The sequence below is a fragment of the Stenotrophomonas sp. YJH_SMC_81 genome (genome assembly GCF_059370875.1).
On the sequence record NZ_JCAFUB010000004.1, the window covers coordinates 164,756 to 189,735 of the forward strand.

The window sequence follows — 24,980 nt, forward strand, 5'->3', positions numbered from 1 at the left end:
CTGCGCTGGCGTAGACTGCGGTCCTTTCCTCCAGAACCGGCGGTGTCCATGAAGCGCGTGCTCCTGCTGCTGTCCCTGCTGCCCCTGACTGCGTTGGCGCAGGCACCTGCACCGGCCACGCCGGCACCGGCTCCGGCACGCCCGGCCCCGACATCGCCGGCGGCCGCGAAGCCCGCCACTGCCGGTGCCCCGGCGTTGACCGCTGCGCAGCAGGCCCAGGTGCAGAAGCAGGACGCGGAAATGGGCGCGGCTGCGTTGAAGGCGGCACAGCTGGTCGATGCCAACCGCGCCGGCGAATTGTGGGATGGTGCTTCGGCCGTCGCGCGCCGTGCGGTGCCGAAGGCCACCTTCGTCAGCCAGTTGGCCGCCGAGCGCACGCGCCTGGGTGCGCTGGCCGGGCGTGGCCAGCCGACCATCACCCGGGTCAAGTACAGCCCCGGCGCCGCAGTGCCGGAAGGGTTGTACATCAACGTCAGCTTCCCGACCCGTTTCGCCAACAGCGTGCAGCCGGTGCGCGAGCTGGTCTCGTTCCGTTTCGACGAGGACCAGGTCTGGCGCCTGGCCGGTTACAGCCTGCGCGCGTCGGCGCCCTGAGGAGATGAACGATGGCAACTGAGCTGACGATGCTGGCCTGGTCGGTGCTGCTGGGCTTCGTCTACATCTTCGCCACCTCCACCGTGGTCACCCGCGAGCGCGGGATGAAGTGGAATGCCTCGGCACGGGATGGCAATTCAAAGCCGCTCAGCCCGCTGGCCGGCCGCCTGCAGCGCGCGCAGTCCAACTTCCTGGAGACCTTCCCGTTCTTCGCCGCTGCCGCCATCGCAGTGGTCGTGGCCGGGCGCAGCAACGACACCACGGCGCTGGCTGCGCAGGCCTACGTCTGGGCGCGTGTGGTCTACCTGCCGCTGTATGCCGCGGGCGTGCCCTACGTGCGCAGCCTGGTCTGGCTCGTATCGCTGCTGTCGATCCTGGCGCTCGTGTTCGCACTTCTGTAAGTCGGCCTGATCCAGATCAAGGCCGCTCAGGCGCGCGGCGCTATGCTGGCCCGGACTGAATCAACGGCAGGAGGCGCGCATGCGCAGGATGGACGTGGTGGTGGTCGGCGCCGGACCGGCGGGCCTGTGCTTCGCGCGCGCGCTGGCCGGCAGTGGCCTGCAGGTCGGGCTGGTCGAAGTGCAGCCGCGCCAGGCCCTGGCCGACGCCGCCTTCGATGGCCGCGAGATCGCGCTGACCCATGCCTCGCGGCAGAGCATGGAGCAACTGGGGCTGTGGCAGCGGCTGCCGCAGGCCGAAGTCGCCGAGCTGCGCGATGCCAGGGTGATGAACGGCGGCTCGCCGTTCGCGTTGACCTTCGCCAGCAGCCAGGTTGATGGCCAGCCGCTGGGCTGGCTGGTGCCCAACCACCTGATCCGCCGCGCCGCCTGGGACGCCGTGCAGGGCCAGGATGGGCTGGAGCTGTTCGACGGGCGCAAGGTGCTGGGCGTGCAGGCCGATGCGCAGGGCCAGGTGGTCAGACTCGATGACGGCAGTCAACTGCACGCGCGCCTGCTGGTCGCGGCTGACAGCCGCTTCTCCGCCACCCGCCGCATGCTTGGCATCGGTGCGCAGATGCGCGACTTCGGCAAGTCGATGCTGGTATGCCGCATGCAGGTCGAGCGCGACCATCACCATACGGCCTGGGAGTGGTTCGCCTACGGCCGCACCATGGCGCTGCTGCCGCTCAACGAGGGCCAGGCATCGGCGGTGATCACGCTGCCGCCGCGGCAGATCGAAGAACTGCTGGCGATGGACGAGGTGGCTTTCGGTGAGGCCATCAGTGCCTGCTTCGAGCATCGGCTGGGCCGCATGCAGCCGGTGGCCACACCGCAGGCGTATCCGCTGGTGGGGGTGTACGCGCACCGTTTCGTCCGCGAGCGTTCCGCGCTGATCGGCGATGCCGCGGTGGGCATGCACCCGGTCACCGCGCACGGCTTCAATCTGGGACTGGCCAGCGCACAGCGGCTGGCACAGGGCATCGTCGCGCAGCAGCGGCGCGGTGCCGACATTGCCGCCGCCGGCATGCTGGCCAGCTACCAACGCGGTCATCGGTTGGCGTCGCGGCCGCTGTACGAGGCCACCAACGCGATCGCCAGCCTGTACACCGACGATCGTCGCCCGGCACGCCTGCTGCGGGCCGCGGGCCTGCGGCTGGCGCAGGGCGTGGCGCCGTTCAGGCAGCTGATCGCCTCGCACCTGACCCAGCGCGTGGCCTGAACACCCTCGGATCAGCCAGCGGCCAGCACGCGGATCTGGCTGTCGGCGAACTCGACCACCTGGCCTGCGCGGATCTTGCAGGCCTTGCGCAGTTCGACCTCACCGTCGACCCGCACCTGGCCCTCGCTGATGACCATCTTGGCCTCGCCGCCGCTGGTGACCAGGTCGGCCAGCTTCAGCAGCTGCTTGAGTTCGACGTAGTCGCCGTCGAGGTCGAATTCGAGAATCTGCATGGAGCGAGGGGTCCTGGAAAGAGGGCGCAGGCCAGCGGCCGGGCCGGGGAGAGGGCGCGTATTGTGCGCCAGCACGGGGCACGACGGCACGCACATGGAAAGCTGTACGCCTCGTTCAGGATCAATGCGGTATCATTCCGCTCTGAGCGAGTGAAATCTCCTCCGACCGAGCAGCGCCAGGGCACGCGATAAGAAGGGCGCCCAAAGCGCGGACCATCACCCTTTTTATCGCACTGCCAGGAAGACGGCAGTGCCTTCGGAGTTCCCCATGTCCCAAGATTCCCAAGCGCCGCTGCAGTTCGCGCAGCTCGGCCTGTCCGAGCCCGTGATGCAGGCGGTCACCGCCATCGGCTACGAAACCCCGTCGCCGATCCAGGCCGCCACCATCCCGGCGATGCTGGAAGGCCGCGATGTGCTGGGCCAGGCCCAGACCGGTACCGGCAAGACCGCCGCGTTCGCGCTGCCGGTACTGTCCAACATCGACCTGCAGCAGATCAAGCCGCAGGCCCTGATCCTGGCGCCGACCCGCGAACTGGCCATCCAGGTTGCCGAGGCATTCCAGTCCTATTCGTCGAAGATCCCGGGCTTCCGCGTGCTGCCAGTGTACGGCGGCCAGCCGTACGGCCAGCAGCTGTCGGCCCTGCGCCGTGGCGTGCACATCGTGGTCGGTACTCCCGGCCGCGTGATCGATCACCTGGACCGCAGCACCCTGGACCTGTCCGAGCTGAAGACCCTGGTGCTGGACGAAGCCGATGAAATGCTGCGCATGGGCTTCATCGACGATGTCGAAGCCGTGCTGAAGAAGCTGCCGGAGCAGCGCCAGGTGGCCCTGTTCTCGGCCACCATGCCGCCGCAGATCCGCCGCATCGCGCAGACCTACCTGCAGGACCCGGTGGAAGTGACCATCGCGGCCAAGACCACCACCTCGGCCAACATCCGCCAGCGCTACTGGTGGGTGAGCGGCATGCACAAGCTGGACGCGCTGACCCGCATCCTGGAAGTCGAGCCGTTCGACGCGATGATCATCTTCGCGCGCACCAAGGCCGGCACCGAAGAACTGGCCAGCAAGCTGCAGGCGCGTGGCCTGGCCGCTGCCGCCATCAACGGTGACATGCAGCAGGCCCAGCGCGAGCGCACCATTGCCATGCTGAAGGAAGGCAAGCTGGACATCCTGGTCGCCACCGACGTGGCCGCCCGCGGCCTGGACGTGGAGCGCATCAGCCACGTGCTGAACTACGACATCCCGTACGACACCGAGAGCTACGTGCACCGCATCGGCCGTACCGGCCGTGCCGGCCGCAGCGGCGAGGCGATCCTGTTCGCCACCCCGCGCGAGAAGGGCATGCTGCGCCAGATCGAGCGTGCCACCCGCCAGCCGATCGAAGAGATGCAGCTGCCGAGCGTGGAAGCGGTCAACGACACCCGCATCAACAAGTTCACCTCGCGTATCAGCGAAACGCTCGGCGCCGGCGGCCTGGACTTCTACCGCCAGCTGCTGGAGCGCTTCGAGAACGAGCAGAACGTGCCGGCCATCGAGATCGCCGCCGCGCTGGCCAGGATGCTGCAGGGCGATACCCCGTTCCTGCTGCAGCCGCCGGTGCGTGCCCCGCGTGAAGAGCGCGCGCCGCGCGAGCGCTTCGACCGTGGCGACCGCCCGGAGCGTGGCGATCGCTTCGACCGCAACGAGCGGGGGCCGCGCTTCGAGCGTGGCCCGCGTCGCGACGACGCCGAAGGTGGTTTCGAGCCGCGTCCGCGCCGCGAGGTTCCGCCGCGTGGTGCGCCGGAGCAGGGCATGGAGACCTACCGCATTTCGGTGGGCCACCAGCACGGCGTGAAGCCGGCCAACATCGTCGGCGCCATCGCCAACGAAGCCGGCCTGGAAAGCCGTTTCATCGGCCGCATCGACATCCACGACGACTTCTCGCTGCTGGACCTGCCGGCACAGATGCCGCCGGACGTGCTTTCGCACCTGCAGAAGGTGTGGGTGTCCGGCCAGCAGCTGCAGATGCGACCGCTGGCGGCCGGTGAAGAGATCAACCCGGCCCCGCGTCCGTTCAAGCCGCGCTTCGACAAGCGTGGTCCGGGCGGCCCCGGTGGCCCGCGTCGTGGTGGTCCGGGTGGTCCGGGTGGCCATGGGGGCGACCGCGGCGGTGACCGCGACAGCCGCCCGCCACGTCGTGATGGCTTCAAGCCGCGCGGCCCGCGCAGCTTCTAAGCCGCACCCACAGCCGTCCAGAGCGACGCCGGCCCCCGGGCCGGCGTACAGGAAAAGGGGACGGAGGGGATTAAGTCGTTTTCGGCATAGGCGCATGGCCTGCCATAGACGACTTAATCCCCTCCGTCCCCTTTTTCGCACGGTCAACACATTGCCGGTCATAGGCTGGTCCGGTTCCAAAGGAGGTTGTCACCGCAGCACATTCGGGGGGATCCGGGATGGGTAGGAGTGGCACGGACCAACACAGCCGGCGGGTGCCGATGACCCGGGGGCTGGGACTGCGATTTGCGTTGTTGACCGGCATGGCGATCGGACTGGTCGCATTGTCGGCGTTGATCCAGGAACTGCAGGCGGCCTCCACCGCCTGGATCGCCGGCCAGGGATACTGGTCGCGCGGTCAGCAGGATGCGACCGCCGCGCTCAGTCGCTACCTGGCGCGCGGTGATGCCCGGGACCTGGACGATGCACGCCAGGCCCTGCAGGTGCCGTTGGGCGATCTGCAGGCGCGCTTGGCGCTGGAACAGGCGGAGCCTGACGAAGAGAAGGCCCGACAGGGCTTCCTGCAGGGGGGCAACGCGCACGCCGACATTCCGCGCCTGGTGTTTTCGTTCCGCTACGCGCGCGATATCGGTGCCTTCCGCGAAGCGACCGCGTTATGGCGGCAGACCGACGGGGACCTGATGGCGCTGCAGCGCCTGGTCGATGAGTTGCAGCGGCGGCACGAGGGTGGCCCCTTACTGGCAGCCACGCGTGACCAGTACCTGCAGCAACTGCGTGATCTCGACCGCCGGATGCAGGTGCAGAGCCAGGCGTTCTCGCAGGCGCTGCTGCGGATGGCGACGCTGGTGAGGCTGGCCACGCTGATGGTCGCGGGCCTGTCGGTGCTGGCGATCAGCCTGATGGCGGTGGCCCTGGCGCGCCGCGTCGGCAAGGACCTGACCGAACACGAGAGCCGCTTCCGCGCAGCGTTCTACCAGGCCAACGTCGGCATGCTCAAGCTCGATACCGAAGGCAAGGTGATCGAGGCCAACCAGGCGATGGCCGATATCCTCGACCATCGTCGTGACATGCTGCTGCAGCTGTCGCTGGCTGACCTGCTGATGGACGGCGAGCTGGTCATTGATGGGGTGGGGCGCATCGATTGGGACCGCCAGCTGCGCCCGAGCGAACTGCGCTTCCGCCGTCGTGATGGCAGCCTGGTCTGGGGCCGCTGGAGCGGCACCGGTGTGCGCAGCGCCGGCGGCGGCCTGTCAGTGTTCGCGATCATCGAAGACGTCAGCCAGAACCATGCACTGGCGCGCGAGATCGAGCACCACGCCAGCCATGACCCGCTAACCGGCCTGATCAACCGGCGCGAGATCGAGCGCCTGCTGGAACGCGCACTGCTGCAGGTGCGCAGCGAAGGTGGCACGCACGCGCTGTGCTACATCAACCTGGACCATTTCAAGCTGGTCAATGACAGCTTCGGCCATGCCGCCGGCGACCAGATGCTGCGCAGCTTCGCCGATTACCTGGTGGCGGCGGTGCGCGATGGTGACTGGGTGGGCCGGCTGGGTGCGGACGAGTTCGCGGTGTTCCTCGCCCATGCCGGGCAGGACGAGGCCAAGCGCGTGCTGCAGCGCGTGATCCGCAATCTGGGGCAGGCGACGTTCCCGGTGAGCGAGGGCAGCCCGCAGTTGAGCTGCAGCATCGGCGTGGTCGAGGTCAGCGCCGATGCACCGGATGTGAACTGGTTGATGAGCGCCGCCGACAGTGCCTGCTATGCGGCCAAGCAGGCCGGGCGCAACCGCGTGCACTGCTTCAACGAGAACCGCATGGCGTTGGAGGAACGGCGCCGGGAAGCCGAGCGGCTGCAGGGCGTCAGCCTGGCCATGGCCGAGAACCGCATGGTGCTGTATGCGCAGCGCATCGCCCGCGTCGGCGATCCCACCTACCTGCACTACGAGGTGCTGGTACGCATGCGCGGCAGCGATGGCAGCCTGCACCTCCCGGGCCAGTTCATGCCGGCGGTGGAGCGCTATGGCATGGCCGTGGCGCTGGACCGGCACGTGCTCGGCCTGCTGTTCCGGCACCTGCAGGTGTGCCCGGCGCATGTGCGGCAGCTGGGACTGTGCAACGTCAACGTGTCGGCGCAGTCGATCGCCGAACCCGGCTTCCTCGCCTTCGTCTGCGACCTGCTGGAGCGCAATCGCGCGCTGGCCTCCAAGCTGTGCTTCGAGATCACCGAGACCGCCGCAATCAGCAACCTCAGCCAGGCGCGCGCGTTCATCGATGCGGTGAAGGCGCGCGGCTGCCGGATGGCGCTGGACGATTTCGGCTCCGGGCTGTCCTCGTTCGGCTACCTGCGCCAGCTGCCGGCCGACATCCTGAAGATCGACGGGGCCTTCGTGCGCGACATGGATACCGATCCAGTCAGCCACGCCACCGTGCGCGCGATCAGTGAACTGGGGCGCGAGCTGCAGATGGAGGTGGTGGCCGAATGGGTAGAGACCGCCGAAGTCGCCGCCGCGCTGACCCGGCTTGGGGTGCAGGGCCTGCAGGGCTATGCGGTCGAGCGGCCGCAGCCACTGGAACGGATGACCCTGGCCGACCTGCGGCCGGTGCGTCTGGTGGCCGTGAAAGGTCCTCCCGCCGCAGGTTGAACGCCGTCGGCGACTTTGGTCTACACATGCGTTGCAGCCGCGGCTGCGATAATGCCCGCCAGGGGCGACGCGCAGTGGGCGCGGGCGTAAGCAGGAACAGGACGTGGCGTGGGCGGCAGGCAGTGGCAGTACGGAACAGGGGCGGTGCTGGTCGTGCTGCTGGTGTGGTTGGCGACGCCGTGGCCACTGTGGGCCGCTGCCGTCGAAGCCGGCCGCGATTACCTGCTGGTCGGCGCAGCCACCGATGAACCCACTCCACATCGCGCATGCACGCCGGACATGCTGGCCGGTCACCGGCAGCAGGTGCAGGTGCCTGCGCCGCCGGGCGGCTGGTCGGGGCAACCGCAGGCCCTGGACGTGTTCAATGTGTTCGCTGGCGAAGTCCGCGTGCAGTATGGCGATCGCGAGATCTGCGGCAACATGCATGATGCCCGTACCCGAGACTCACGCTTCCGCGCAGGCATCGGGCTGGTGGCGGTGCCGCCAGCGGGCAGTCACGATCCATTCCTGGTGTCGTGGCAGACGCCGTTGAAGGCGCGTTGGGTACCCACCCTTCGGCTGGGCGCGCCCAGTCCCGTGCAGCAGAACGATACCGCCCGCCTGCTGGTGCGCGCGGCCTGCATCGCCGTGGCGATCGCACTGGCGTTGTCGGCACTGATGGCCTTCCTCACCACCCGCGACCGCAGTTTCCTGGTCTACATCGCCGGTACCACCGTGCTGGTGCTGTGGCAGGCCATCCTCGGTGGCCTCTGCGGCTATCCGGAACCCTGGCTGCCGGTGGGCGAGCGCGGTGCCTGGTGGCTGCTGGTGTTGACTGCGGCCACGCAGGCCCTGGTGCTGCCGGCGCTGTGGCGGCTGAATGGCGGTGATCGCCTGTTGCCGCGTTCGCGTCCGTTCCAGCTGGTGGCGCTTTGGGGATTGCTGGTGTTGGCTGCACTGGTGCCCTGGCTGCCATGGGACAGCCTGGCCTGGGTGGCGCAGGGCCTGCAGGTGTCCTATCTGCTGGGCTGTGGCCTGGCGTTGATGGCCGGGGTGTGGGCACGGCTGCGCGGTGACCGCTGGGCGCAGGCGGGGCTGGCGGCGCTGGCGCCGATGCTGGTGTTGATCCTGGCCGACGCCTGCCGCGCGGCGTGGTTGCTGGAATACCGCGTGGAGGCCCTGCAGCTGGCGGTGACCTGGCTGCTGATGATGGCCGCCTACGCACTGAACCAGCGGCTGGGTCGCCTGCGCCAGCAGCGCGATGAACTGCGCCAGCTGGCCGAGACCGATGGCCTGACCGGCCTGCCCAACCGCCGTGCCGGCCTGCAGCAGCTGGCACGCCACCTGGAGCAGGTTGACCGCGAACGTGGCCCGCTGGTGATCGGCTTCCTCGATATCGATCTGTTCAAGGACATCAATGACCGCCATGGCCACGCCGTGGGGGACCAGGTGCTGGTGGCGGTGGCGCGTGCATTGCGTGCCGCGGTACGCAGCCAGGACCAGGTAGTGCGGATGGGCGGCGAAGAGTTCCTGCTGCTGATGCCGGGCATGCCCCGCGAGGCGGCGTCGGCGCGCCTGGATCGCCTGCGCCGGCACATCACGGAGGCGGCCCGGGCGCTGCAGGTGCCCGGCCTGGAGGTCACCGCCAGCATCGGCCTGGCGCAGTGGCGGTCGGGCGAGGACGATCTCGCCGCGCTGCTGCGCCGGGCCGACCATGCCATGTACGTGGCCAAGCGTGCCGGCCGCAACCGGGTGTTCGACGGCGAAGAACTCGATCCACCCGGCCTGGCATGAAGCGCGGCGGGCGGCGATGCCGGATAATAGGGCGATGACCACCCGACTCAACAAACACATCGCCGACACCGGCTTCTGCTCCCGCCGCGAGGCCGATCGCCTGATCGCCGCCCGCCGGGTCACCGTCAACGGCCATCCGGCCGGCACCGGCGCGGTGGTGGGCGAGGAAGACCAGGTGCTGGTGGATGGCCAGCCACTGCGCGCGCGCGTGGCCCGCAAGCCCGGCGCCCGCCGCCACGTCTACATCGCGCTGAACAAGCCGGTCGGCGTCACCTGCACCACCGAGACGTCGGTCAAGGGCAACATCGTCGACTTCGTCGGCCATGAACAGCGCATCTTCCCGATCGGCCGCCTCGACAAGGACTCCGAAGGCCTGATCCTGATGACCAGCAACGGCGACATCGTCAACCAGATCCTGCGTGCCGAGAATGGCCACCAGAAGGAGTACCTGGTGGCGGTCAACAAGCCGGTCACCGATGAGTTCCTGCGCGGCATGGCGCGTGGTGTGCGCATCCACGACCAGATGACGCTGCCATGCAAGACTTCGCGCATCGCCAAGTTCGGTTTCCGCATCACCCTGCAGCAGGGCCTGAACCGGCAGATCCGCCTGATGGCCGCCGAGTTCGGCTATCGCGTGACCCAGCTGCGCCGCGTGCGCATCGACAACATCAAGATTGGCGCGCTGAAGCCGGGCCAGTGGCGCAACCTGACCGAGCAGGAGCTGCAGGGCCTGCTGCCGAAGCAGCTGGACTGGTAGTGCCCGCCGCTGGCCGGCTGCAATGGGCGCGCGAGGTATCCGGGATGCCGGCCAACGGCCGGCACGACCTGCCATGCGGATTGCGCACCGGCTTCCGCTAGACTTCGCGGTGACCTGCCGGAACGTGACGTTGCATGATCAAGCCCGACAAGCCCGCCAACGAAGCCCTTCGGCTCGAGGCGCTGTACCGCTACCGCATCCTCGATTCGGAGCGTGAAAAATCCTTCGACGACCTGGTGGTGATCGCCAAGGCGGTCTGCGGCACCTCGATGGCGGCGGTGACCCTGATCGATGTCGAACGGCAATGGTTCAAGTCGATCCAGGGCATCGATGCGGCGGAAAACCTGCGCAGCGAATCGATGTGTGGCCATGCCATCCTGCAGCCGCAGCAGATCATGGTGGTCGAGGATGCGCTGCAGGATGTGCGCTTCCACGACAATCCGGTGGTGGTCGGCGATCCGCACATCCGCTTCTATGCCGGCGCGCCGCTGATCAGCTCCGACGGCTTGCCGCTGGGTACGCTGTGCGTGTTCGACGCACAGCCGCAACACCTGGCCAGCGACAAGGCCGAGGCGCTGGCCGCACTGTCGCGGCAGGTGATGCTGGTGATGGAGTTGCGCCGTTTCGCGCTCGACATCCAGAACCACATGCTGGAACGCGATGATTATGAGCGCCTGCTGTCGGAGTACCACGACGTGCTGCTGGCGCAGCACGCCGACCTGGCCGAGCAGAGCCGCACTGATGCGCTGACCGGCCTGCCGAACCGCCGCGCGATGGCAGCGGCGCTGGACGAGGCCGTGGCGATGACCGGGGAGCAGCCCGCTGAGGCCTGCGTCGCGCTGCTGGACATCGATCATTTCAAGCACATCAACGACTTCCAGGGCCACGCCACCGGCGACCGCGTGCTGGCCGAACTGGGCGCGCTGCTGCGGTCGCACTTTGCCGGCCGTGGCATGGCGGCGCGCTATGGCGGCGAGGAGTTCGTGGCAGTGATGCCCGCAACCGACCTGCGCACCGCCGAACTTCAGTGCGAGTTCCTGCGCCTGGCCGTGGCCGACCTGCCACTGGGCTTCCCGGTCACGATCAGTATCGGCATCGCCCAGCACCAGCCCGGTGAAAGCGTGGACGACACGCTGGCACGTGCCGACAAGGCGCTGTACCGGGCCAAGGGCAATGGCCGCAACCGGGTGGAAGTGGCGGGCTGAAGCGCCCCGTCCGGTAGATCCACGCCATGCGTGGATGCTCTTCCCGATTCACATCGCGTCGCAGCGCCTGCGATCAAGAGCGGGCAGCATGACGCCCTGTTTTCCCGGAAGCCGACCATGTTGCAGACCCTGGCCATCGCCCACTATCGCTCGCTGCACGGGTTGGTATTGCCGCTGCAGCAGTTGAATGTGGTGACCGGCGACAATGGCAGTGGCAAGTCCAGCCTCTACCGCGCGCTGCGCCTGCTGGCCGAGACCGCGCAGGGCGGCGTCGCGGCGGTGCTGGCCCGCGAAGGTGGGCTGGGCTCGGCGCTGTGGGCGGGCCCGGAAAAAATAGACCGTCGGGTTGCTGCCGGCGAAATCCCCTTGCAGGGCGGCCCACGCCAGGAATCGGTGGGATTGAAGCTCGGCTTCACCACCGACGAATTCGGCTACGCCATCGATCTCGGCTACCCGCCGCCCAGCCGTTCGGCGTTTGCGCTGGACCCGCAGATCAAGGCCGAGGCGATCTGGGCGGGGCCGTTCCTGCGCAGCGCCAACCAGCTGGTCGATCGTCGCGGGGCGATGGTGCGGCAGCGCCATGCGCGCGGTTGGGATCTGGTGGATGACCGGTTGTCGCTGTTCGACAGCCTGTTCACCCAGGTCGGCGATCCGCAGCGCATGCCCGAAACGATCACCCTGCGTGAGTACATCCGTTGCTGGCGCTTCTATGACCATTTCCGCAGCGATGGCGATGCCCCGGCGCGGCAACCGGCGATGGCCACGCGCACGCCGGTGCTGCATCACGATGGCCGGGACCTGGCGGCGGCCTGGGTGACCATCCTCGAGATCGGCGACCCGGTTGCGTTGGCACGCAGCGTCGACGACGCGTTCCCGGGCGCCACGGTCGATTTCGAGGCGCTGGATGGACGCTTGGCGCTGCGCTTCCACCAACCTGGGTTGCTGCGGCCATTGTCGATGGCCGAGCTCTCCGACGGCACGCTGCGCTTCCTGCTGCTGGCGGCGGCGCTGCACACACCACGCCCACCGCCGCTGATGGTGCTCAACGAACCGGAGACCAGCCTGCACCCGGACCTGCTGCCGGCGCTGGCGCGGCTCATCATCGCAGCCAGTGCGCGCAGCCAGGTATGGGTGGTGTCGCACGCCAGCCGGCTGATCGCGGCGTTGGAACAGGCGCCAGGGTGCCATTCGCTGCATCTGTACAAGGAACAGGGCCGCACGCTGTTGAGCGGGCAGGGCCTGCTGGATGCGCCGGCCTGGCATTGGCCGCAGCGCTGATGCGGCCATCCACGCCATGCGTGGATGCACTCAATCGGCGATGTTGCGCGCTTCGGCCGTGCCGAGGATTTCCGGATGCTGCACCGGCTTGCGGCGGTTCAGCAGCGGATGCAGGAACACCGCGCCGACGATGATCGCCACGCCCAGGTAGAACCACGGGGTGACTTCGTGCTGCTCGCGCAGCAGCACCACCGCCAGTACCACCGCATAGACCGGCTCCAGGTTGGTCACCAGCTGCACCGTGTAGGCACTCAGGTGGCGCAGCGCGACCAGGGCCAGGGCGAACGGCAGCAGCGTGCAGAACCCGGCCAGCACCAGCAGCAGGATCCCGTCGTGCAGATTCGGGACCACCCACAGCGGGCTGGCCAGCGCCGGCAGCAGATAGGGCATCAGCGGCGCCAGCAGGGTCAGGGTGAGGGTGCCGGCACCCAGCTCCAGCGCGGTGACCGTGAGCGGATCGGCATGGCTGACCATGCGCTTGTTGAGCGAACCGAACACCGCCACCAGCAGCGCCGAGATCGCGCCGATCAACACACCCAGGCGCATGCCATCGGGCACGCCACCGACCACCAGCGCAACACCCGGCAGCACCGCCAGGCCAAACGCCAGCTCACGCAGCTGGAACGGCCGCTTGGCCACCCACGGCTCGATGATCGAGGTGAACACCGGTGCCAGTGCGATGCAGGTGGCAGCCACCGAGGCATTGGCCAGCTTCACCGCGCCGTAGAACGTCAGCCAGTGCAGGGCGACCAGCGCGCCGATACCGGCGTAGCCGGCGACCAGCCGCGGGGGCAGGGTGCGCAACCCGCGCCAGACCCGCGGCAGCAGGGCCAGCATCGCCGTCACCAGCAGCATGCGCCACCACACCAGCGGCAGTGCGGGCAGGGTGATCAGCTTGCCGAGGATGGCCGTGATGCCCCACAGCAGGACACAGAAATGGATCTGCCACAGCGCTTTGCGGGTGTCGGGTGTGCTCATCGGCCTATTGTGAGGCAATCGTATGGTCGCCGGCGACGCCTGTGGCATGCTCGCGGAAACTCCTCAGGGGAACCCTGCAATGGCTGCCAACCGCTCCGCCCTGCGTGCATGGGCAGCACTGACTGCACTGGTGGCCGCCACCGCCTTGCTGCTGCAATACCTGTTGCTGCTACGCGGCCCCGGGGCGGCTGCCGGGGTCGGCATGGCGACACTGCGCTTCGTTGGTTACTTCACGATTCTCAGCAACCTGGCGGTGTGCCTGGGATGCGTCAGGCTGATCCGTGCGGGTGTGCTGGACACGACTGTCGCCGCGGTGATCGCGTTGTGCATCGGGGTGACCGCGTGCATCTACGTGCTGGCGTTGCAGGGGCTGTGGCAGCCCACCGGGCTGCAATGGTGGGTCGATGCCGGCCTGCACTACGCTGTGCCGGCGCTGTACCTGCTGGGGTGGTGGTGGCTGCTGCCGCATGGGGCGCTGCGCTGGCGCGCGCTGGGCGGCGTGCTGCTGGTACCGCTGGTCTACCTTGGCTGGGCGATGCTGGTCGCTGCAATGACCGGACAGGCGCCGTATCCATTCCTCGAACTGCAACGCCTGGGGCTGGCGGCCTTCCTGCTCAACGTGCTGCGCGTTGCGGGCGTGTTCGTGGTGGGGTGGACCCTGCTGTGGGGGCTGGACCGCTGGCGCCGTCGATGAGGCGCTGCAGGGCCATCGCTGCGGCCGGGTTGCGGGCCTTGCCGGCACCGATGCACAGCAGGTAGACCTCGCGCGGGGTTTCCGGGGCGGGCGCGGCCAGGCAGGGCAGGTCGTCCACCGGCTCGCCGCGTGACCAGCGTCGTGCGCGTTCAGCCCAACGCTGCTGCACGGACGCAGGCAGGCCCTCGTTCAAGCGGGCCTGGCTGCGCTTGATCCGCGCGTAGACGAAGCCAGCACTGACATCGCCATGCAATGGCGCCTCGTCGCTGTCCTCGATCACCAGCGCCACGCCGTGGCGGCGCGCGGCGGCGACCAGAGCCGGTCCATGTGCCTCGGCGTTGCGCACTTCCAGAGCGTGCTGCAACGGCACGCCCTCGAGCTGCTTCGGCAGCTGCGCCATGAGCGCTTCCAATGCATCGGCGTCGGCCGGATGGTACGGATCGAACTGCCACAGCAGCGGGCCGAGCCGGTCACCGAGCGCAAGTGCCGCCTGCAGGAACGGCGTGGCCGCTTCCACGGTGCTGGCCAGGTCGCGGCGCTGCACCAGGTAGCGTGGCGCCTTCATCGAGAAACGGAAGCCTTCCGGCGTCTGCGCGGCCCACTGCGCGCACTGGGCCGCAGTCGGCGTGCGGTAGAAGGTGCCGTTGATCTCGATGCAGCGCAGGGCGCGGCTGGCATGGGCCAGTTCCTCGCGCTGCGGCAGTCCCACCGGATAGAACATGCCGCCGCGCCACTCAGGAAACACCCAGCCGCCAATACCGCAGCGGATCGCCATCTGGCCGGCAGCGGTCACTGGCTGTGGTCCTCGCGCCAGGGGTCGTAGCTGCCGAACCACCACAGGTAGCCTTCAGGATCGGCACAGGCATAGCCGCGGCCGCCGTAGTCCTGGTCGGCAATGTCGATGACGATGCGCGCTCCAGCCGCCTTGGCCCGCGCATAGTGCGCATCGACATCGGTGACGATCACGCAGGCACTCTGGGTCTGGCGGCCGCCGACTTCTCCGGGCAGGACCGCGTGTTCGCTCCACGCGCTCTGGTTGTTGGCCGAGCCGAGCATGATCATGCCGTTGCCGAAGGTGAGCTGGGCATGGAAAACCGTATCGCCATCGGCATACACGGCCTGGGCATGGAAGCTGAAGGCCCGTTGCAGCCAGTCGATGGCGGCCAGCGCGTCGCGGTAGCGCAGGCACGGAATGATGGTGGAGCCGTTGCTTGGTTGGCCGTTGCCGCCCATGACACCCCTCCTATGGCACGGGGCAGGGTGCATCGGCGACCGTTACCATCCTGCGAAACCCCGGTGACGGCCTGCACATGGCCGCGACCCCTGTTCGGAGATGGTGCTGGATGAAAACCTGGATCGGAGGAGCCGTGCTGCTGGCGTGCACGACCATGGCCAATGCGGCGACCCCGCAGCAGCTGCAGGACCTGGATGCGACCGTCGAGCGCGTGCGCACGCAGTTCGACGTGCCCGGCATCGCCGTGGCCGTGGTCAAGGACGGCCAGGTGGTGCTGGAACGTGGCTGGGGCGTGCGCGAGCAGGGCAAGCCGGAACCGGTGCAGGCCGACACCCTGTTTGCCATCGCTTCCAATACCAAGGCGTTCACCGCCACCTCGCTGAACCTGCTGGCCGAGGACGGCAAGCTGAAGATGGATGACAAGGTGATCGACCACCTGCCGTCGTTCCGCATGTCCGATCCGTTCGTGACCGGGCAGATGACGATCCGCGACCTGCTGTCGCATCGCAGCGGGCTGAGCCTGGGCGCCGGTGACCTGCTGTTCTGGCCGGCTACCTCCTACAGCAACGCCGAAGTGGTGGAGCGACTGGGCAGGGTGCCGCTGAAGGGCGGCTTCCGCGAAAGCTATGCCTACGACAATATCCTGTACGCGGTCGCCCAACAGGTGATCGAGCGCGTGTCCGGCATGAGCTACCAGCAGTTCCTGCAGACGCGCATCTTCGACAAGGTGGGGATGGCCGGCACGCGCTACAACGCCGACCACCTGAAGCCAGGTGACAAGGCGGCGGTCGGCCACGCCAAGTACGATTTCAAGGACCTGCGCACCGTTGCACCGCTGACCTGGTCGAACAATGCCGGCGCCGGTGGCATCTATTCCAGCGCGCACGACATGGCGCGCTGGATGCAGGTGCAGCTGGCAGAAGGCAAGCTGGCTGACGGCACGCCGTTGTTCAGCGAGAAGAGCCAGCAGCAGATGTGGCGGATGATCACCCCGCAGTCGATCCCGGCGCCGAGCGTTCCGGAGCTGGCACCGGCGCGGGCCAACTTCGCCGGCTATGGCGAAGGCTGGAGCCTGAGCGACTACCGCGGGCAGAAGCTGGTCTGGCACACCGGTGGCTGGCCGGGCATGGTCTCGCGGTTGACCCTGGTGCCAGGCGAGAAGCTGGGCGTGGTGGTGCTGACCAACCAGGAAGTGGGTGCGGCGTTCAATGCGATCACCCTGAGCGTGCTTGACGCTTACCTGGGCGGAGAAAAGCACGATTGGGTGGACGCCTATGCCAAGGCCGTGGCCAAGGGTCAGGACAAGGCCGACGAGGCCTGGGCCAAGCACCAGAGCGCACGCGACAAGGGCAGCAGGCCATCGCTGGCGCTGGCCGGCTACACCGGCAGCTTCCGTGACCGCTGGTATGGCGACATGCAGATCAGCGCCGAAGGCAAGGGCCTGCGCCTGCGCTTTACGAAGACCGCGCAGCTGAGCGGGCGCCTGGAGCACTGGCAGCACGACACCTTCATCGTGCGCTGGGACGACCGTTCGCTCAACGCCGATGCGTTCGTGAACTTCAGCCTGGACCCGGATGGCAAAGTGCGTGAGGTGCGCATGCAGCCGATTTCCGACCTGACCGATTTCAGTTTCGATTTCCAGGACCTGCTGTTCACCCCGGTCAAAGAATGAGGGTAGCGCCGGCCGCTGGCCGGCAACCTCATGATCCCTGGAAACGTCGCGAGGTTGCCGGCCGGCGGCCGGCACTACCGGCGCCACGGCATCGTCGGCCGGCGTACACATCCGGCGTGGGATACTCCGCCGGCTATTGATGGCGAGGGAATGCGATGTTCCGTTGGTTTGAATCCCTGATCCCGGTTTTCCCGCCCGTGGATGGGCGCATGCCACCGCGCAAGGTGCTGCCGTTCTACCTGCACTACCTGCGCCCGGTCTGGCCGGTGCTGCTGGCGACCCTGATTGCCGGTCTGCTGCTGGCGCTGGTGGAAGTGGCCATGTTCGACTACCTGGGCCGCATCGTCGACATGGTCGCCGAGCAGCCCGGTGCCGATTTCTTCAAGCGCCATGCCAATGAACTGGGCTGGATGCTGTTCATCACGGTCATCGCGCGGCCGATCCTGGTGGGCCTGCACAACCTGCTGGTCAACCAGGCGATCGTGCCCGGCCTGAGCAACCGCTCGCGCTGGCTGATGCACAACTACGTGGTTCGGCAGAGCCTGAGCTTCTTCCAGAACGACTTCGCCGGCAGTGTCGCCAACCGGGTTATGCAGACCGGTACCTCGCTGCGCGAGTCGGCGGTGCAGATGGTCGATTCGCTCTGGTATATCGTGGTCTATACCGGCACGGCGCTGTACCTGTTCGCGCAGGCGGACTGGCGGTTGATGGTGCCGCTGGTCCTGTGGCTGCTCGCCTATGCGGTGATCATGGTCTACTTCGTGCCGCGCGCGAAGGAACGGGCCTGGATTGCGTCCGAAGCGCGCTCCAAGGCGATGGGCCGTATCGTCGATGGCTACACCAACATTCCCACGCTGAAGCTGTTCGCCCATGGCGGGCGCGAGCAGGCCTACGTGGCCGAGTCGATCCAGGAGCTGGCGGTCAAGCACCGCGCGCAGACCCGGGTGACCACCGGCATGGACCTGACCATCGCCATCGTCAACGGGTTCCTGATTGCCGGTACCTGTGGGCTCGCGCTGTGGCTGTGGAATGGTGGCCATATCACCGTGGGCGCGATCACCCTGGCGACCGGCCTGGTGATCCGCATCCACAACATGTCCGGCTGGATCATGTGGACCATCAACGGCATTTTCGAGGACATCGGCACGGTGCAGGATGGCATCACCACCATCGCCCAGCCGCTGACCGTGCAGGACCGCGGGGACGCGGTGCCGCTGCAGGTGACCCGCGGTGGCGTGCAGTTCCAGGACATCCACTTCCATTACGGCAAGAAGGGCGGCGTGATCGCCGGCCTCGACCTGGTGGTGAAGCCGGGCGAGAAGATCGGCCTGGTCGGTCCTTCCGGTGCCGGCAAGTCGACCCTGGTGAACGTGCTGCTGCGCCTGTACGACCTGGAAAGCGGCCGCATCCTGATCGACGGCCAGGACATCGCCTACGTCACCCAGGAAAGCCTGCGCCAGCAGATCGGCGTGGTCACCCAGGACACTTCGCTGCTGCATCGCTCGATCCGCGACAACCTGCTGTACGGCCGCCCCGATGCGACCGAGGAGCAGCTGCGTGCTGCCGTAGCCAAGGCGCGTGCCGAGGCCTTCATCGATACGCTGGTAGACGGGCAGGGGCGCCGTGGCTACGACGCGCATGTCGGCGAGCGCGGCGTGAAGCTGTCCGGTGGCCAGCGCCAGCGCATCGCCATTGCCCGCGTGCTGCTGAAGGATGCGCCGATCCTGGTGCTGGACGAAGCGACCTCGGCACTGGACTCGGAAGTCGAAGCGGCGATCCAGGACAGCCTGGATGAGCTGATGGGCGGCAAGACGGTGATCGCAATCGCGCACCGGTTGTCGACCATCGCGCGCATGGACCGGCTGGTGGTGATGGACCAGGGCCGCATCGTCGAGACCGGCAGCCATGCCGAACTGATTGCGGCCGGTGGCCTGTACGCGCGCTTGTGGGCGCGACAGACCGGTGGTTTCGTGGCTGCGGAGCAGTGATTGCTTCAAGGCTTTTTGAACGGGGCACGGAGGCGGAGCCCAGGGAACTGCTTCGACGCATCGAGATCTGATGCGGACGTAAAGCGCCACGCTGTGGTGCAATCCGCGCGTTGCTTTTGCACAACTGACGCTAGATGTTCGGCTCGTCTTTCGTCCTCAATTCAGCGGGAGGGAGTGGAAATGAGAATCACGGATTTCCTGGTGATGGACGGTGAGGGTGACCAGATCCCTGCTGATCCGCATGGCCACCATGTGGCTTTCAACTGTTTCGAGTGCGGATATCCGGTCGTGGCTGGCTCATTGGAAAACGAGCGTGGCAGTGATGAGGATTGTCCTGCAGCGTGTCGTGGTTGTGGTGCCGAGTACTTCGTGGATCTGCGGCTGGGCTCAAAGAAAATGTACATCCATCTGCTCTGACCCGGCAGCAGCCCAAGCCGGGGCGAACAAAGAAAGCGGCCCGGGTTTCCCCGGGCCGCTCCGCTTCGTCTCACACCGTCCCGATCACTCGATTGGCTGGTCCAGCATCAGCTGGCGGGCGAAACGCACCGGCGGCGCGCCGTAGGACAGCACCTGGTCGTGGTACGCCTTCAGGTTGAACTTGTCGCCCAGCTTCTCCTGCACTGCCTTGCGGGTGTCGAAGTGTTCCTGCGCACCGACGAAGTAGGTCGGCAGCTGTGCCGACGTCAGCTGCGCGCGCACCCACTTGCCGGCCGCTTCGCTTTCCTGCTGGAACGCGTCGTGGGTCATCAGGTGCATCGCCTTTTCGCGATCCCAGTTGTCCACGTGCACGCCCTGGTCGAGGATCGCGTTGGAGATGGTGCGCAGGTAGAACTTCAGCTGCACCAGGTGGAACAGCGGATCATTGTTGAGGTAACCCTGCTCCTGCATCATGCGCTCGGTGTAGACCGCCCAGCCTTCGGCGAACAGGCCCGAACGCAGCACCGCACGCAGGGTCGAGGGGAACTTGGCCGAGTGCCAGCCTTCCAGGTAATGGCCCGGAGTACCTTCATGGATGCTGAGCAGGTGGATCATGCGCGAGTTGTACTCACGCAGGAACGAGTCGACCTGCTTCTCGCTCCAGTCGTCCGGAATCGGCGACACGGCGTAGAAGGTCTTCAGGTTCTTGTCCAGCGGGCCCGGCGAATCGCAGTAGGCCACGGCCACGCCACGCTGGAATTCCGGCATCAGGATGATGTCCACCGGCGCATCGGGCAGCGTCATCAGATCGTGCTCGCGCACGAACGCGGTGGACTGCTCCAGCGCGGCCTTGGCATCGTCAACAACCTTGTCGCGTGCCGGCTTGTCGGCGTAGGCCAGTTCCAGCGCGGCCTCGATCGCCTTCTGCTGCTGCTCGTCGGTCGGCTGGGCCGGCATCTCCGGCGCACCCGGCTTGTCCTTCAGCACGGTCTGCGCGATACCGTACATGTCCTCGCGCACGCGCTTGAGTTCGGCGCGCGCACGCTCACCGATCTCCTGGCGAGACAGCGAGGAGCTCAGCGCGAATTTCAGCTTCTGGTCGTACTTCTCCGCACCGATGCGGAAGTCGCCCTTGGCGTTCGGCACCAGGGTCTTGTCCAGCCAGGTCTGCTGCTCGTCCACGGCCTTCTTCAGGCCGTCGATGGCCGCCTGCAGGCGCTGCTGGTCGGCCTGCGGCAGTTCGCCGATGTGCGGGGTGATGAAGGTATCGACGATGCTGAGGATGCCCTTGTTCTGCTTGGCAACGGTCTCGGCATGGATCTTCGGCACGCGGGCCGGATCCAGGTTCTCGCGCGCCTGGGCGAAGATCGCCGGCAGCTTTTCCATGCGCGCGGTCGCCGCCTTCAGGCGCTCCGGCAGCGGTGCGAACTCGCGCGCCATCAGGCCGTAGATCGCGCTGCCGGCGATACCGTTGTACAGCTGCGGGTCCCACTTGCCGGACTGCAGCACTTCAGCGTTCCAGATTTCCGACTGCAGCTGGTTGCGCAGGATCGCCGCGTCCACCTGGTTCTCGCGGCCCAGCTTGGCCACTTCGATCTTGTCCAGCTCGCCCAGCAGCGCCTTGTAGGCGGCCACGGTCTTCTGCTGGCCGGCGGCGCTCAGGTCGTCCAGCTCGCTGTCGTAGCGGTGGTCACCGATCTGGGTGGCGCTGACCGGCGACAGCTGCATCCAGGTGTCCATGGCGCGCTTGGACAGATCGGCGAAGGCGGCATCGACCGCCGCGTCACCTGCCTGCTGGCTGGCGGCCGGGGTGGAAGCGTTGGTCGGGGCGTCGGCCGGCTGGCAACCGGCCAGCGCGGCGACCAGGGCGAGGGCAAGAAGATGCGGGCGCATCGGCATTCCTGTACGGGGTCAAACCCTGAGCATAGGGCCCCGTTGCTGCTTTGTCCCCGTGCCATAGGATTACCATGGGCCGATTCAAGGACCCTCCAAAGGAGCGCAGGACATGGAATACCAGGGAAGCTGCCATTGCGGCAGGATCGCATTCACCGTGCAGGCCGAGGCGCCGATCAGCGACGTCATCGACTGCAACTGTTCGATGTGCCGGCGTCGCGGCAGCCTGCTGTGGTTCGCCCCGCGTGCGGCGTTCCAGCTGGCCACCGATCCGGCTGACGTGGCCACCTACCACTTCAACAAGGCCCACATCGACCACCACCACTGCCGCGAATGCGGTATCGCGCCCTACAGCGAAGCGGTCGATCCGCGTACCGGCACACCGATGGTGGCGGTGAACGTGCGCTGCGTGCCGCAGGTCGATCTGGCGGGCCTTTCGGTGACCTCCTACGACGGAGCGGCACTGTGAGGCCGGTGCGAGCGTGGACGCGCAGGGCGGCGCTGCCGGTACTGCTGCTGGCGCTGGGCGCCTGCGCCAAGCAGGGCGACATGGTGGGGGATGCGGGCGCCACGGCCGCCGAGGCTGCCATCGCTTCGCCGGAAGGCGCCTTCCTGGCCTACGAACATGACGTGCAGGTGCAGCTGGAAGCGGCGCAGATAGCACCGCGCATCCAGCAGATCGCTCAGGCCTGCCAGAGCGCGAAGTTCGGCGACTGTGCAGTGTTGCAGGTCGAGCAGCACGGCGGCGAGCAGCCCAGCGGCGAGGTCAAGGTGCGCGTCGCGCCGAAGGGTACCGAGCCGCTGATCGCGATGGCTGGTGAAGGCGGCAAGCTGCAGTCGCGCAATACGCGCGCCGAGGATCTCGCGCAGGCGGTGGCCGACACGGCATTGACCAAGGCACGGCTTGAAAAGGAACACGCCCGCCTGCTGTCCTACCAGGACCGCAAGGACCTGAAGATCGAAGACCTGATGGCGATCACCACGCGCCTGTCGGAGATCGAGGCGGGTGTCGAGCAGGCCGACAAGGATGCCGCGCAGCAGCGCCGGCGCATCGATACCCAGCTGGTGGCGATCCACTTCGACACCACCTCTGGCCAGCGCAGCCGCAGCGAGATCGGTGAGGCGCTGAGCGAGTCGGGCGGCATCCTCAGCACCAGCATCGCGTTCCTGATCCGCGCTGCGGCCGCACTGCTGCCGGTGGCCGTGCTGGCCTTGATCGCGGCCTGGGGTGTGCGGGCATGGTGGCGTCGCCGCCGCAAGCTACCGCCCAACCGCTGAGGTGAAGGCTGATGCCGGCCGTCAGCCGGCATCAGCCCTCGTCGGTCTCGTACTCGACGAACACATCCAGCTCCAGCGCCAGTTCCTGCACCGCATCGCGCACCTTCTGCGCGGTGCTTTCATTGCCGACTTCCACTTCCAACTCGTGGATGCCCGGGCCGATGTCATCGGACAGCCCGGCCGAACTGGAATCGTCGTCGTCCATATGCGGCATCAGGTCGTCGGTTTCCTCGACATGTTCGATGCCGTCCAGGCCGAGCAGCAGGTCGCTGATGGCGCGGGCGTCGTCTTCGGTTCCGGTGATGCGCAGTCGCAGCATGGCCATGGCATAGGTACGTTGTGGGTTCGCCAGCAGCCTAGCCAGCGTGAGGCAAAGAACGGGTGAGGGCGCAGTCAGGCGTGCGTCGCCGGCCGCCCGAGCAGGCTGTCCGGCAATGCCGGGACCGGCGTGCGCTCGTCCTGCGCCTGTTCCAGCAACCAGTCGATGAACAGGCGCGCGGCCGGGCTCGGCGGTTGCCCTTCTGCGTGCACCACGTGGTAGGCATAGCGTGCCTTCAATGCCGGACCGGGCAGGCGCACCACCTCGTAGCGCTGCAGGTAGGGCTGGGCGATGTGGGTGCGCGCCAGCACCGCGCCCATGCCATACACCGCCGCACGCATCGCGTCGGTGCTGTCGGCGAACGTGTGCATCGGCGGCAGGGGCGACGGTGGGCGCACACCGGCGTGGCGGAACCAGTCACGCCAGCCCTGCGGCGACAGGTCGGTCAGCAGCGGCAGGCCGGCGATGCGCGCCGGATCAACCAGTGCTTCGACCCCGGCCAGCGCCGGTGAGGCCACCGGGAACAGGAAGTCATCCATCAGGTGCTGTGCACGCAGGCCCGGCCATTGGCCCAGCCCGTAGCGGATGCCGACTTCCGGTCCGTTGTCGTCGTAGCGGTCCAGCCCGCTGCCGGTGTGCAGCTCGATGCGGATGTGTGGATAGGCCTGGGTGAAGCGTGGCAGTCGCGGCAGCAGCCAGCAGTACGAGAGCGAGCGCAGCGTGGTGATCCGCAGCGGCACGCTGTCGGCATCCGGTTGCAGGTGATGGGCCACCGCCGCGACATCGGTGAAGGCGGCGCTGGCGGCGTCGGCCAGCTGCCGGCCCTCGGCGGTCAGGCGCACGCCGCGGGCGTGGCGCAGGAACAGGCGAACTTCAAGTACTTCTTCCAGGCGGCGCACGTGGTGACTGACCGCGCTGGCGGTCAGGTGCAGCTCCTGCGCGGCCTGGGCGAAATTCTGGTGGCGTGCGGCGACCGCGAACACGGCCAGTGCGGGGAGCAGGGAAGGACGGAGCAGCATGTCGAGCCTCAAACCATATTTGTGGCTGACAGCGATACTACGCGCTTGTGCGGCGGGCGTCTGCGCCTGATCCTGTCTGCCTTGGCGAGGAACAGACGATGGACGGAGGCAGGACATGAATGCGATCCCACAGGCGGCCGAGCGCGACTGGCGCACGCCGCTGGAATTGACCCTGCTGGGCGCCATCTGGGGCTGCTCGTTCCTGTTCATGCGGGTGGCGGTGCCGTCGTTCGGCCCATTCGCGCTGGTCGAGGTGCGGCTGGCGCTGGGCGCGCTGGTGCTGCTGCCGTTCCTGTGGCGCGCCCGCGCGCAGTTCCCGCCGCGGCGCTGGCTGTGGCTGGCGCCGATCGGCCTGATCAATTCGGCGCTGCCGTTCGTGCTGTTTGCCTATGCCGCCGAGCAGGCGCCGGCTGCGATCGGTGCGATCTGCAATGCGATGACGGTGCTGTTCGCCGCGCTGATCGCGTTCCTGTTCTTCGGCGAGAAGATCGGCATGCGCCGTGCCGGGGCGCTGCTGGTCGGCTTCGCCGGCGTGGTGGTGCTGGCCACGGCCAAGGTTTCCGGCCTGAGCATCGGCACCGCAGTGCTGGCCGGTGCGGCGGCATCGCTGCTGTACGGCCTGGGCGTGAACTTGGTGAAGCGGCACATGACCGGGTTGCCGTCGGCCGCCGCCGCGGCGGCAACGCTGTCGTGCGCCTCACTGTGGATGCTGCCGATGGCGGTCAGCCACTGGCCGCAGGCGGCGATTCCGGTGAAGGCCTGGGGCGCTGCGATCGCGCTGGGCGTGGCCTGTACCGGCTTGGCGTTCCTGATGTTCTATCGCCTGATCGGCCGTATCGGCCCGTCGCGGGCGTCGACGGTGACCTACCTGATTCCGCTGTTCGGCGCGGCGTTTGCGTGGTTGTTCCTGGGGGAGGCGGTGACGCTGCAGATGTTGATTGCCGGTGCGTTGATTCTGGGTAGCGTGGCGGTGAGTCAGAAGGGCTGAGACGTTTTTGCACGTGGCACGTGCTGAAGGTGCTTCACTGTTCATGGGCGTTACTTTTCTTTGTACGCAAAGAAAAGTAACCAAAAGAAACGTTCCGCCGGCCGCGAGCCGGTGCTGCGCACCGGTGCCCTGCGCTCCTCCGCC

The 24,980-nt window shown here is 67.6% G+C and carries 23 protein-coding genes; 16 read left to right on the top strand and 7 right to left on the bottom strand.

Annotation, left to right across the window (positions count from 1 at the left end):
• Positions 1 to 48: 48 nt before the first annotated feature.
• From AC5P8U_RS10220 to ubiM, 3 genes are all read left to right on the top strand, one after another.
• Positions 49 to 594 carry a DUF4019 domain-containing protein gene (locus AC5P8U_RS10220; RefSeq protein WP_111201443.1) on the top strand — a complete coding sequence of 182 codons (546 nt, stop codon included), beginning with the start codon at positions 49 to 51 and terminating at the stop codon, positions 592 to 594.
• Between the two features lie 11 nt (positions 595 to 605).
• The gene (locus tag AC5P8U_RS10225) at positions 606 to 995 is read left to right on the top strand and encodes an MAPEG family protein (RefSeq protein WP_072166838.1); all 390 of its coding nucleotides are present in this window, start codon (positions 606 to 608) and stop codon (positions 993 to 995) included.
• A 79-nt stretch (positions 996 to 1,074) separates the two neighbouring features.
• Positions 1,075 to 2,253 (top strand): 5-demethoxyubiquinol-8 5-hydroxylase UbiM, encoded by a 1,179-nt coding sequence (gene ubiM, locus AC5P8U_RS10230; protein WP_088496920.1) that lies wholly within the window; start codon positions 1,075 to 1,077, stop codon positions 2,251 to 2,253.
• An 11-nt stretch (positions 2,254 to 2,264) separates the two neighbouring features.
• On the opposite strand, the gene AC5P8U_RS10235 is transcribed toward ubiM, so the two are convergent.
• The gene (locus AC5P8U_RS10235; RefSeq protein ID WP_014036469.1) at positions 2,265 to 2,486 is read right to left on the bottom strand and encodes an RNA-binding S4 domain-containing protein; all 222 of its coding nucleotides are present in this window, start codon (positions 2,484 to 2,486) and stop codon (positions 2,265 to 2,267) included.
• A 268-nt stretch (positions 2,487 to 2,754) separates the two neighbouring features.
• Between AC5P8U_RS10235 and AC5P8U_RS10240 the strand changes: the two genes are divergently transcribed.
• From AC5P8U_RS10240 to AC5P8U_RS10265, 6 genes are all read left to right on the top strand, one after another.
• Positions 2,755 to 4,701, top strand: coding sequence for a DEAD/DEAH box helicase (locus AC5P8U_RS10240; protein WP_053497041.1), 1,947 nt, complete (start codon positions 2,755 to 2,757; stop codon positions 4,699 to 4,701).
• A gap of 218 nt (positions 4,702 to 4,919) precedes the next feature.
• Positions 4,920 to 7,343 (top strand): putative bifunctional diguanylate cyclase/phosphodiesterase, encoded by a 2,424-nt coding sequence (locus tag AC5P8U_RS10245; protein WP_353761736.1) that lies wholly within the window; start codon positions 4,920 to 4,922, stop codon positions 7,341 to 7,343.
• A gap of 108 nt (positions 7,344 to 7,451) precedes the next feature.
• A complete protein-coding gene (locus tag AC5P8U_RS10250) occupies positions 7,452 to 9,116 on the top strand; it encodes a sensor domain-containing diguanylate cyclase (protein ID WP_447897065.1) in 1,665 nt (554 codons plus the stop codon).
• Between the two features lie 34 nt (positions 9,117 to 9,150).
• Complete coding sequence (locus AC5P8U_RS10255) at positions 9,151 to 9,873, top strand: pseudouridine synthase (RefSeq protein ID WP_019659152.1); 723 nt, start codon at positions 9,151 to 9,153, stop codon at positions 9,871 to 9,873.
• Between the two features lie 134 nt (positions 9,874 to 10,007).
• Positions 10,008 to 11,078 (top strand): sensor domain-containing diguanylate cyclase, encoded by a 1,071-nt coding sequence (locus AC5P8U_RS10260; protein WP_227836659.1) that lies wholly within the window; start codon positions 10,008 to 10,010, stop codon positions 11,076 to 11,078.
• Between the two features lie 117 nt (positions 11,079 to 11,195).
• Entirely contained in the window at positions 11,196 to 12,356 is a 1,161-nt protein-coding gene (locus tag AC5P8U_RS10265) for an AAA family ATPase (RefSeq protein ID WP_061479505.1), read from the top strand.
• A 30-nt stretch (positions 12,357 to 12,386) separates the two neighbouring features.
• Here the strand turns inward: AC5P8U_RS10265 and AC5P8U_RS10270 are convergent, their stop codons facing one another.
• Entirely contained in the window at positions 12,387 to 13,334 is a 948-nt protein-coding gene (locus tag AC5P8U_RS10270; RefSeq protein WP_005415820.1) for a DMT family transporter, read from the bottom strand.
• A gap of 79 nt (positions 13,335 to 13,413) precedes the next feature.
• On the opposite strand from AC5P8U_RS10270, the gene AC5P8U_RS10275 reads away from it, so the two are divergent.
• Positions 13,414 to 14,028 carry a Pr6Pr family membrane protein gene (locus AC5P8U_RS10275; protein ID WP_072166832.1) on the top strand — a complete coding sequence of 205 codons (615 nt, stop codon included), beginning with the start codon at positions 13,414 to 13,416 and terminating at the stop codon, positions 14,026 to 14,028.
• Here the strand turns inward: AC5P8U_RS10275 and AC5P8U_RS10280 are convergent.
• Together AC5P8U_RS10280 and AC5P8U_RS10285 are read right to left on the bottom strand one after the other, a co-directional pair.
• Positions 13,949 to 14,821: a DUF72 domain-containing protein gene (locus tag AC5P8U_RS10280; RefSeq protein ID WP_111008399.1), complete on the bottom strand. Its 873-nt coding sequence runs from the start codon at positions 14,819 to 14,821 to the stop codon at positions 13,949 to 13,951. The two genes, AC5P8U_RS10275 and AC5P8U_RS10280, sit on opposite strands and share 80 nt — an antisense overlap.
• A complete protein-coding gene (locus AC5P8U_RS10285; RefSeq protein ID WP_353761730.1) occupies positions 14,818 to 15,261 on the bottom strand; it encodes a VOC family protein in 444 nt (147 codons plus the stop codon). Before AC5P8U_RS10285 ends, AC5P8U_RS10280 begins: the two co-directional genes overlap by 4 nt.
• 110 nt (positions 15,262 to 15,371) lie before the next feature.
• Between AC5P8U_RS10285 and AC5P8U_RS10290 the strand changes: the two genes are divergently transcribed.
• The 3 genes from AC5P8U_RS10290 to AC5P8U_RS10300 all read left to right on the top strand — a co-directional run bounded on the left by AC5P8U_RS10290 (position 15,372) and on the right by AC5P8U_RS10300 (position 19,339).
• On the top strand, positions 15,372 to 16,934 hold the full coding sequence (locus tag AC5P8U_RS10290) for a serine hydrolase (protein ID WP_447897067.1): 1,563 nt from the start codon (positions 15,372 to 15,374) through the stop codon (positions 16,932 to 16,934).
• Between the two features lie 155 nt (positions 16,935 to 17,089).
• Entirely contained in the window at positions 17,090 to 18,922 is a 1,833-nt protein-coding gene (gene smrA, locus AC5P8U_RS10295) for a multidrug efflux ABC transporter SmrA (RefSeq protein WP_088496927.1), read from the top strand.
• Between the two features lie 180 nt (positions 18,923 to 19,102).
• Positions 19,103 to 19,339 (top strand): hypothetical protein, encoded by a 237-nt coding sequence (locus AC5P8U_RS10300; protein WP_088496928.1) that lies wholly within the window; start codon positions 19,103 to 19,105, stop codon positions 19,337 to 19,339.
• Positions 19,340 to 19,423: 84 nt separating this feature from the next.
• Here the strand turns inward: AC5P8U_RS10300 and AC5P8U_RS10305 are convergent, their stop codons facing one another.
• Entirely contained in the window at positions 19,424 to 21,232 is a 1,809-nt protein-coding gene (locus tag AC5P8U_RS10305; RefSeq protein ID WP_072166826.1) for a DUF885 domain-containing protein, read from the bottom strand.
• Between the two features lie 112 nt (positions 21,233 to 21,344).
• On the opposite strand from AC5P8U_RS10305, the gene AC5P8U_RS10310 reads away from it, so the two are divergent.
• Together AC5P8U_RS10310 and AC5P8U_RS10315 are read left to right on the top strand one after the other, a co-directional pair.
• Positions 21,345 to 21,701 carry a GFA family protein gene (locus AC5P8U_RS10310; protein ID WP_072166825.1) on the top strand — a complete coding sequence of 119 codons (357 nt, stop codon included), beginning with the start codon at positions 21,345 to 21,347 and terminating at the stop codon, positions 21,699 to 21,701.
• Positions 21,698 to 22,510, top strand: a complete 813-nt coding sequence (locus AC5P8U_RS10315) for a DUF4349 domain-containing protein (protein WP_111008401.1) — start codon at positions 21,698 to 21,700, stop codon at positions 22,508 to 22,510. Before AC5P8U_RS10310 ends, AC5P8U_RS10315 begins: the two co-directional genes overlap by 4 nt.
• A 31-nt stretch (positions 22,511 to 22,541) precedes the next feature.
• Here AC5P8U_RS10315 and AC5P8U_RS10320 read toward each other — a convergent pair whose 3' ends face one another.
• Positions 22,542 to 22,835 carry a hypothetical protein gene (locus AC5P8U_RS10320; RefSeq protein WP_005415831.1) on the bottom strand — a complete coding sequence of 98 codons (294 nt, stop codon included), beginning with the start codon at positions 22,833 to 22,835 and terminating at the stop codon, positions 22,542 to 22,544.
• Positions 22,836 to 22,903: 68 nt separating this feature from the next.
• Positions 22,904 to 23,848, bottom strand: a complete 945-nt coding sequence (locus AC5P8U_RS10325; protein WP_088496930.1) for a LysR substrate-binding domain-containing protein — start codon at positions 23,846 to 23,848, stop codon at positions 22,904 to 22,906.
• Between the two features lie 115 nt (positions 23,849 to 23,963).
• Here AC5P8U_RS10325 and AC5P8U_RS10330 point away from each other — a divergent pair, with 115 nt between their 5' ends.
• Positions 23,964 to 24,836 (top strand): DMT family transporter, encoded by an 873-nt coding sequence (locus AC5P8U_RS10330; RefSeq protein ID WP_005415833.1) that lies wholly within the window; start codon positions 23,964 to 23,966, stop codon positions 24,834 to 24,836.
• Positions 24,837 to 24,980: the final 144 nt, after the last annotated feature.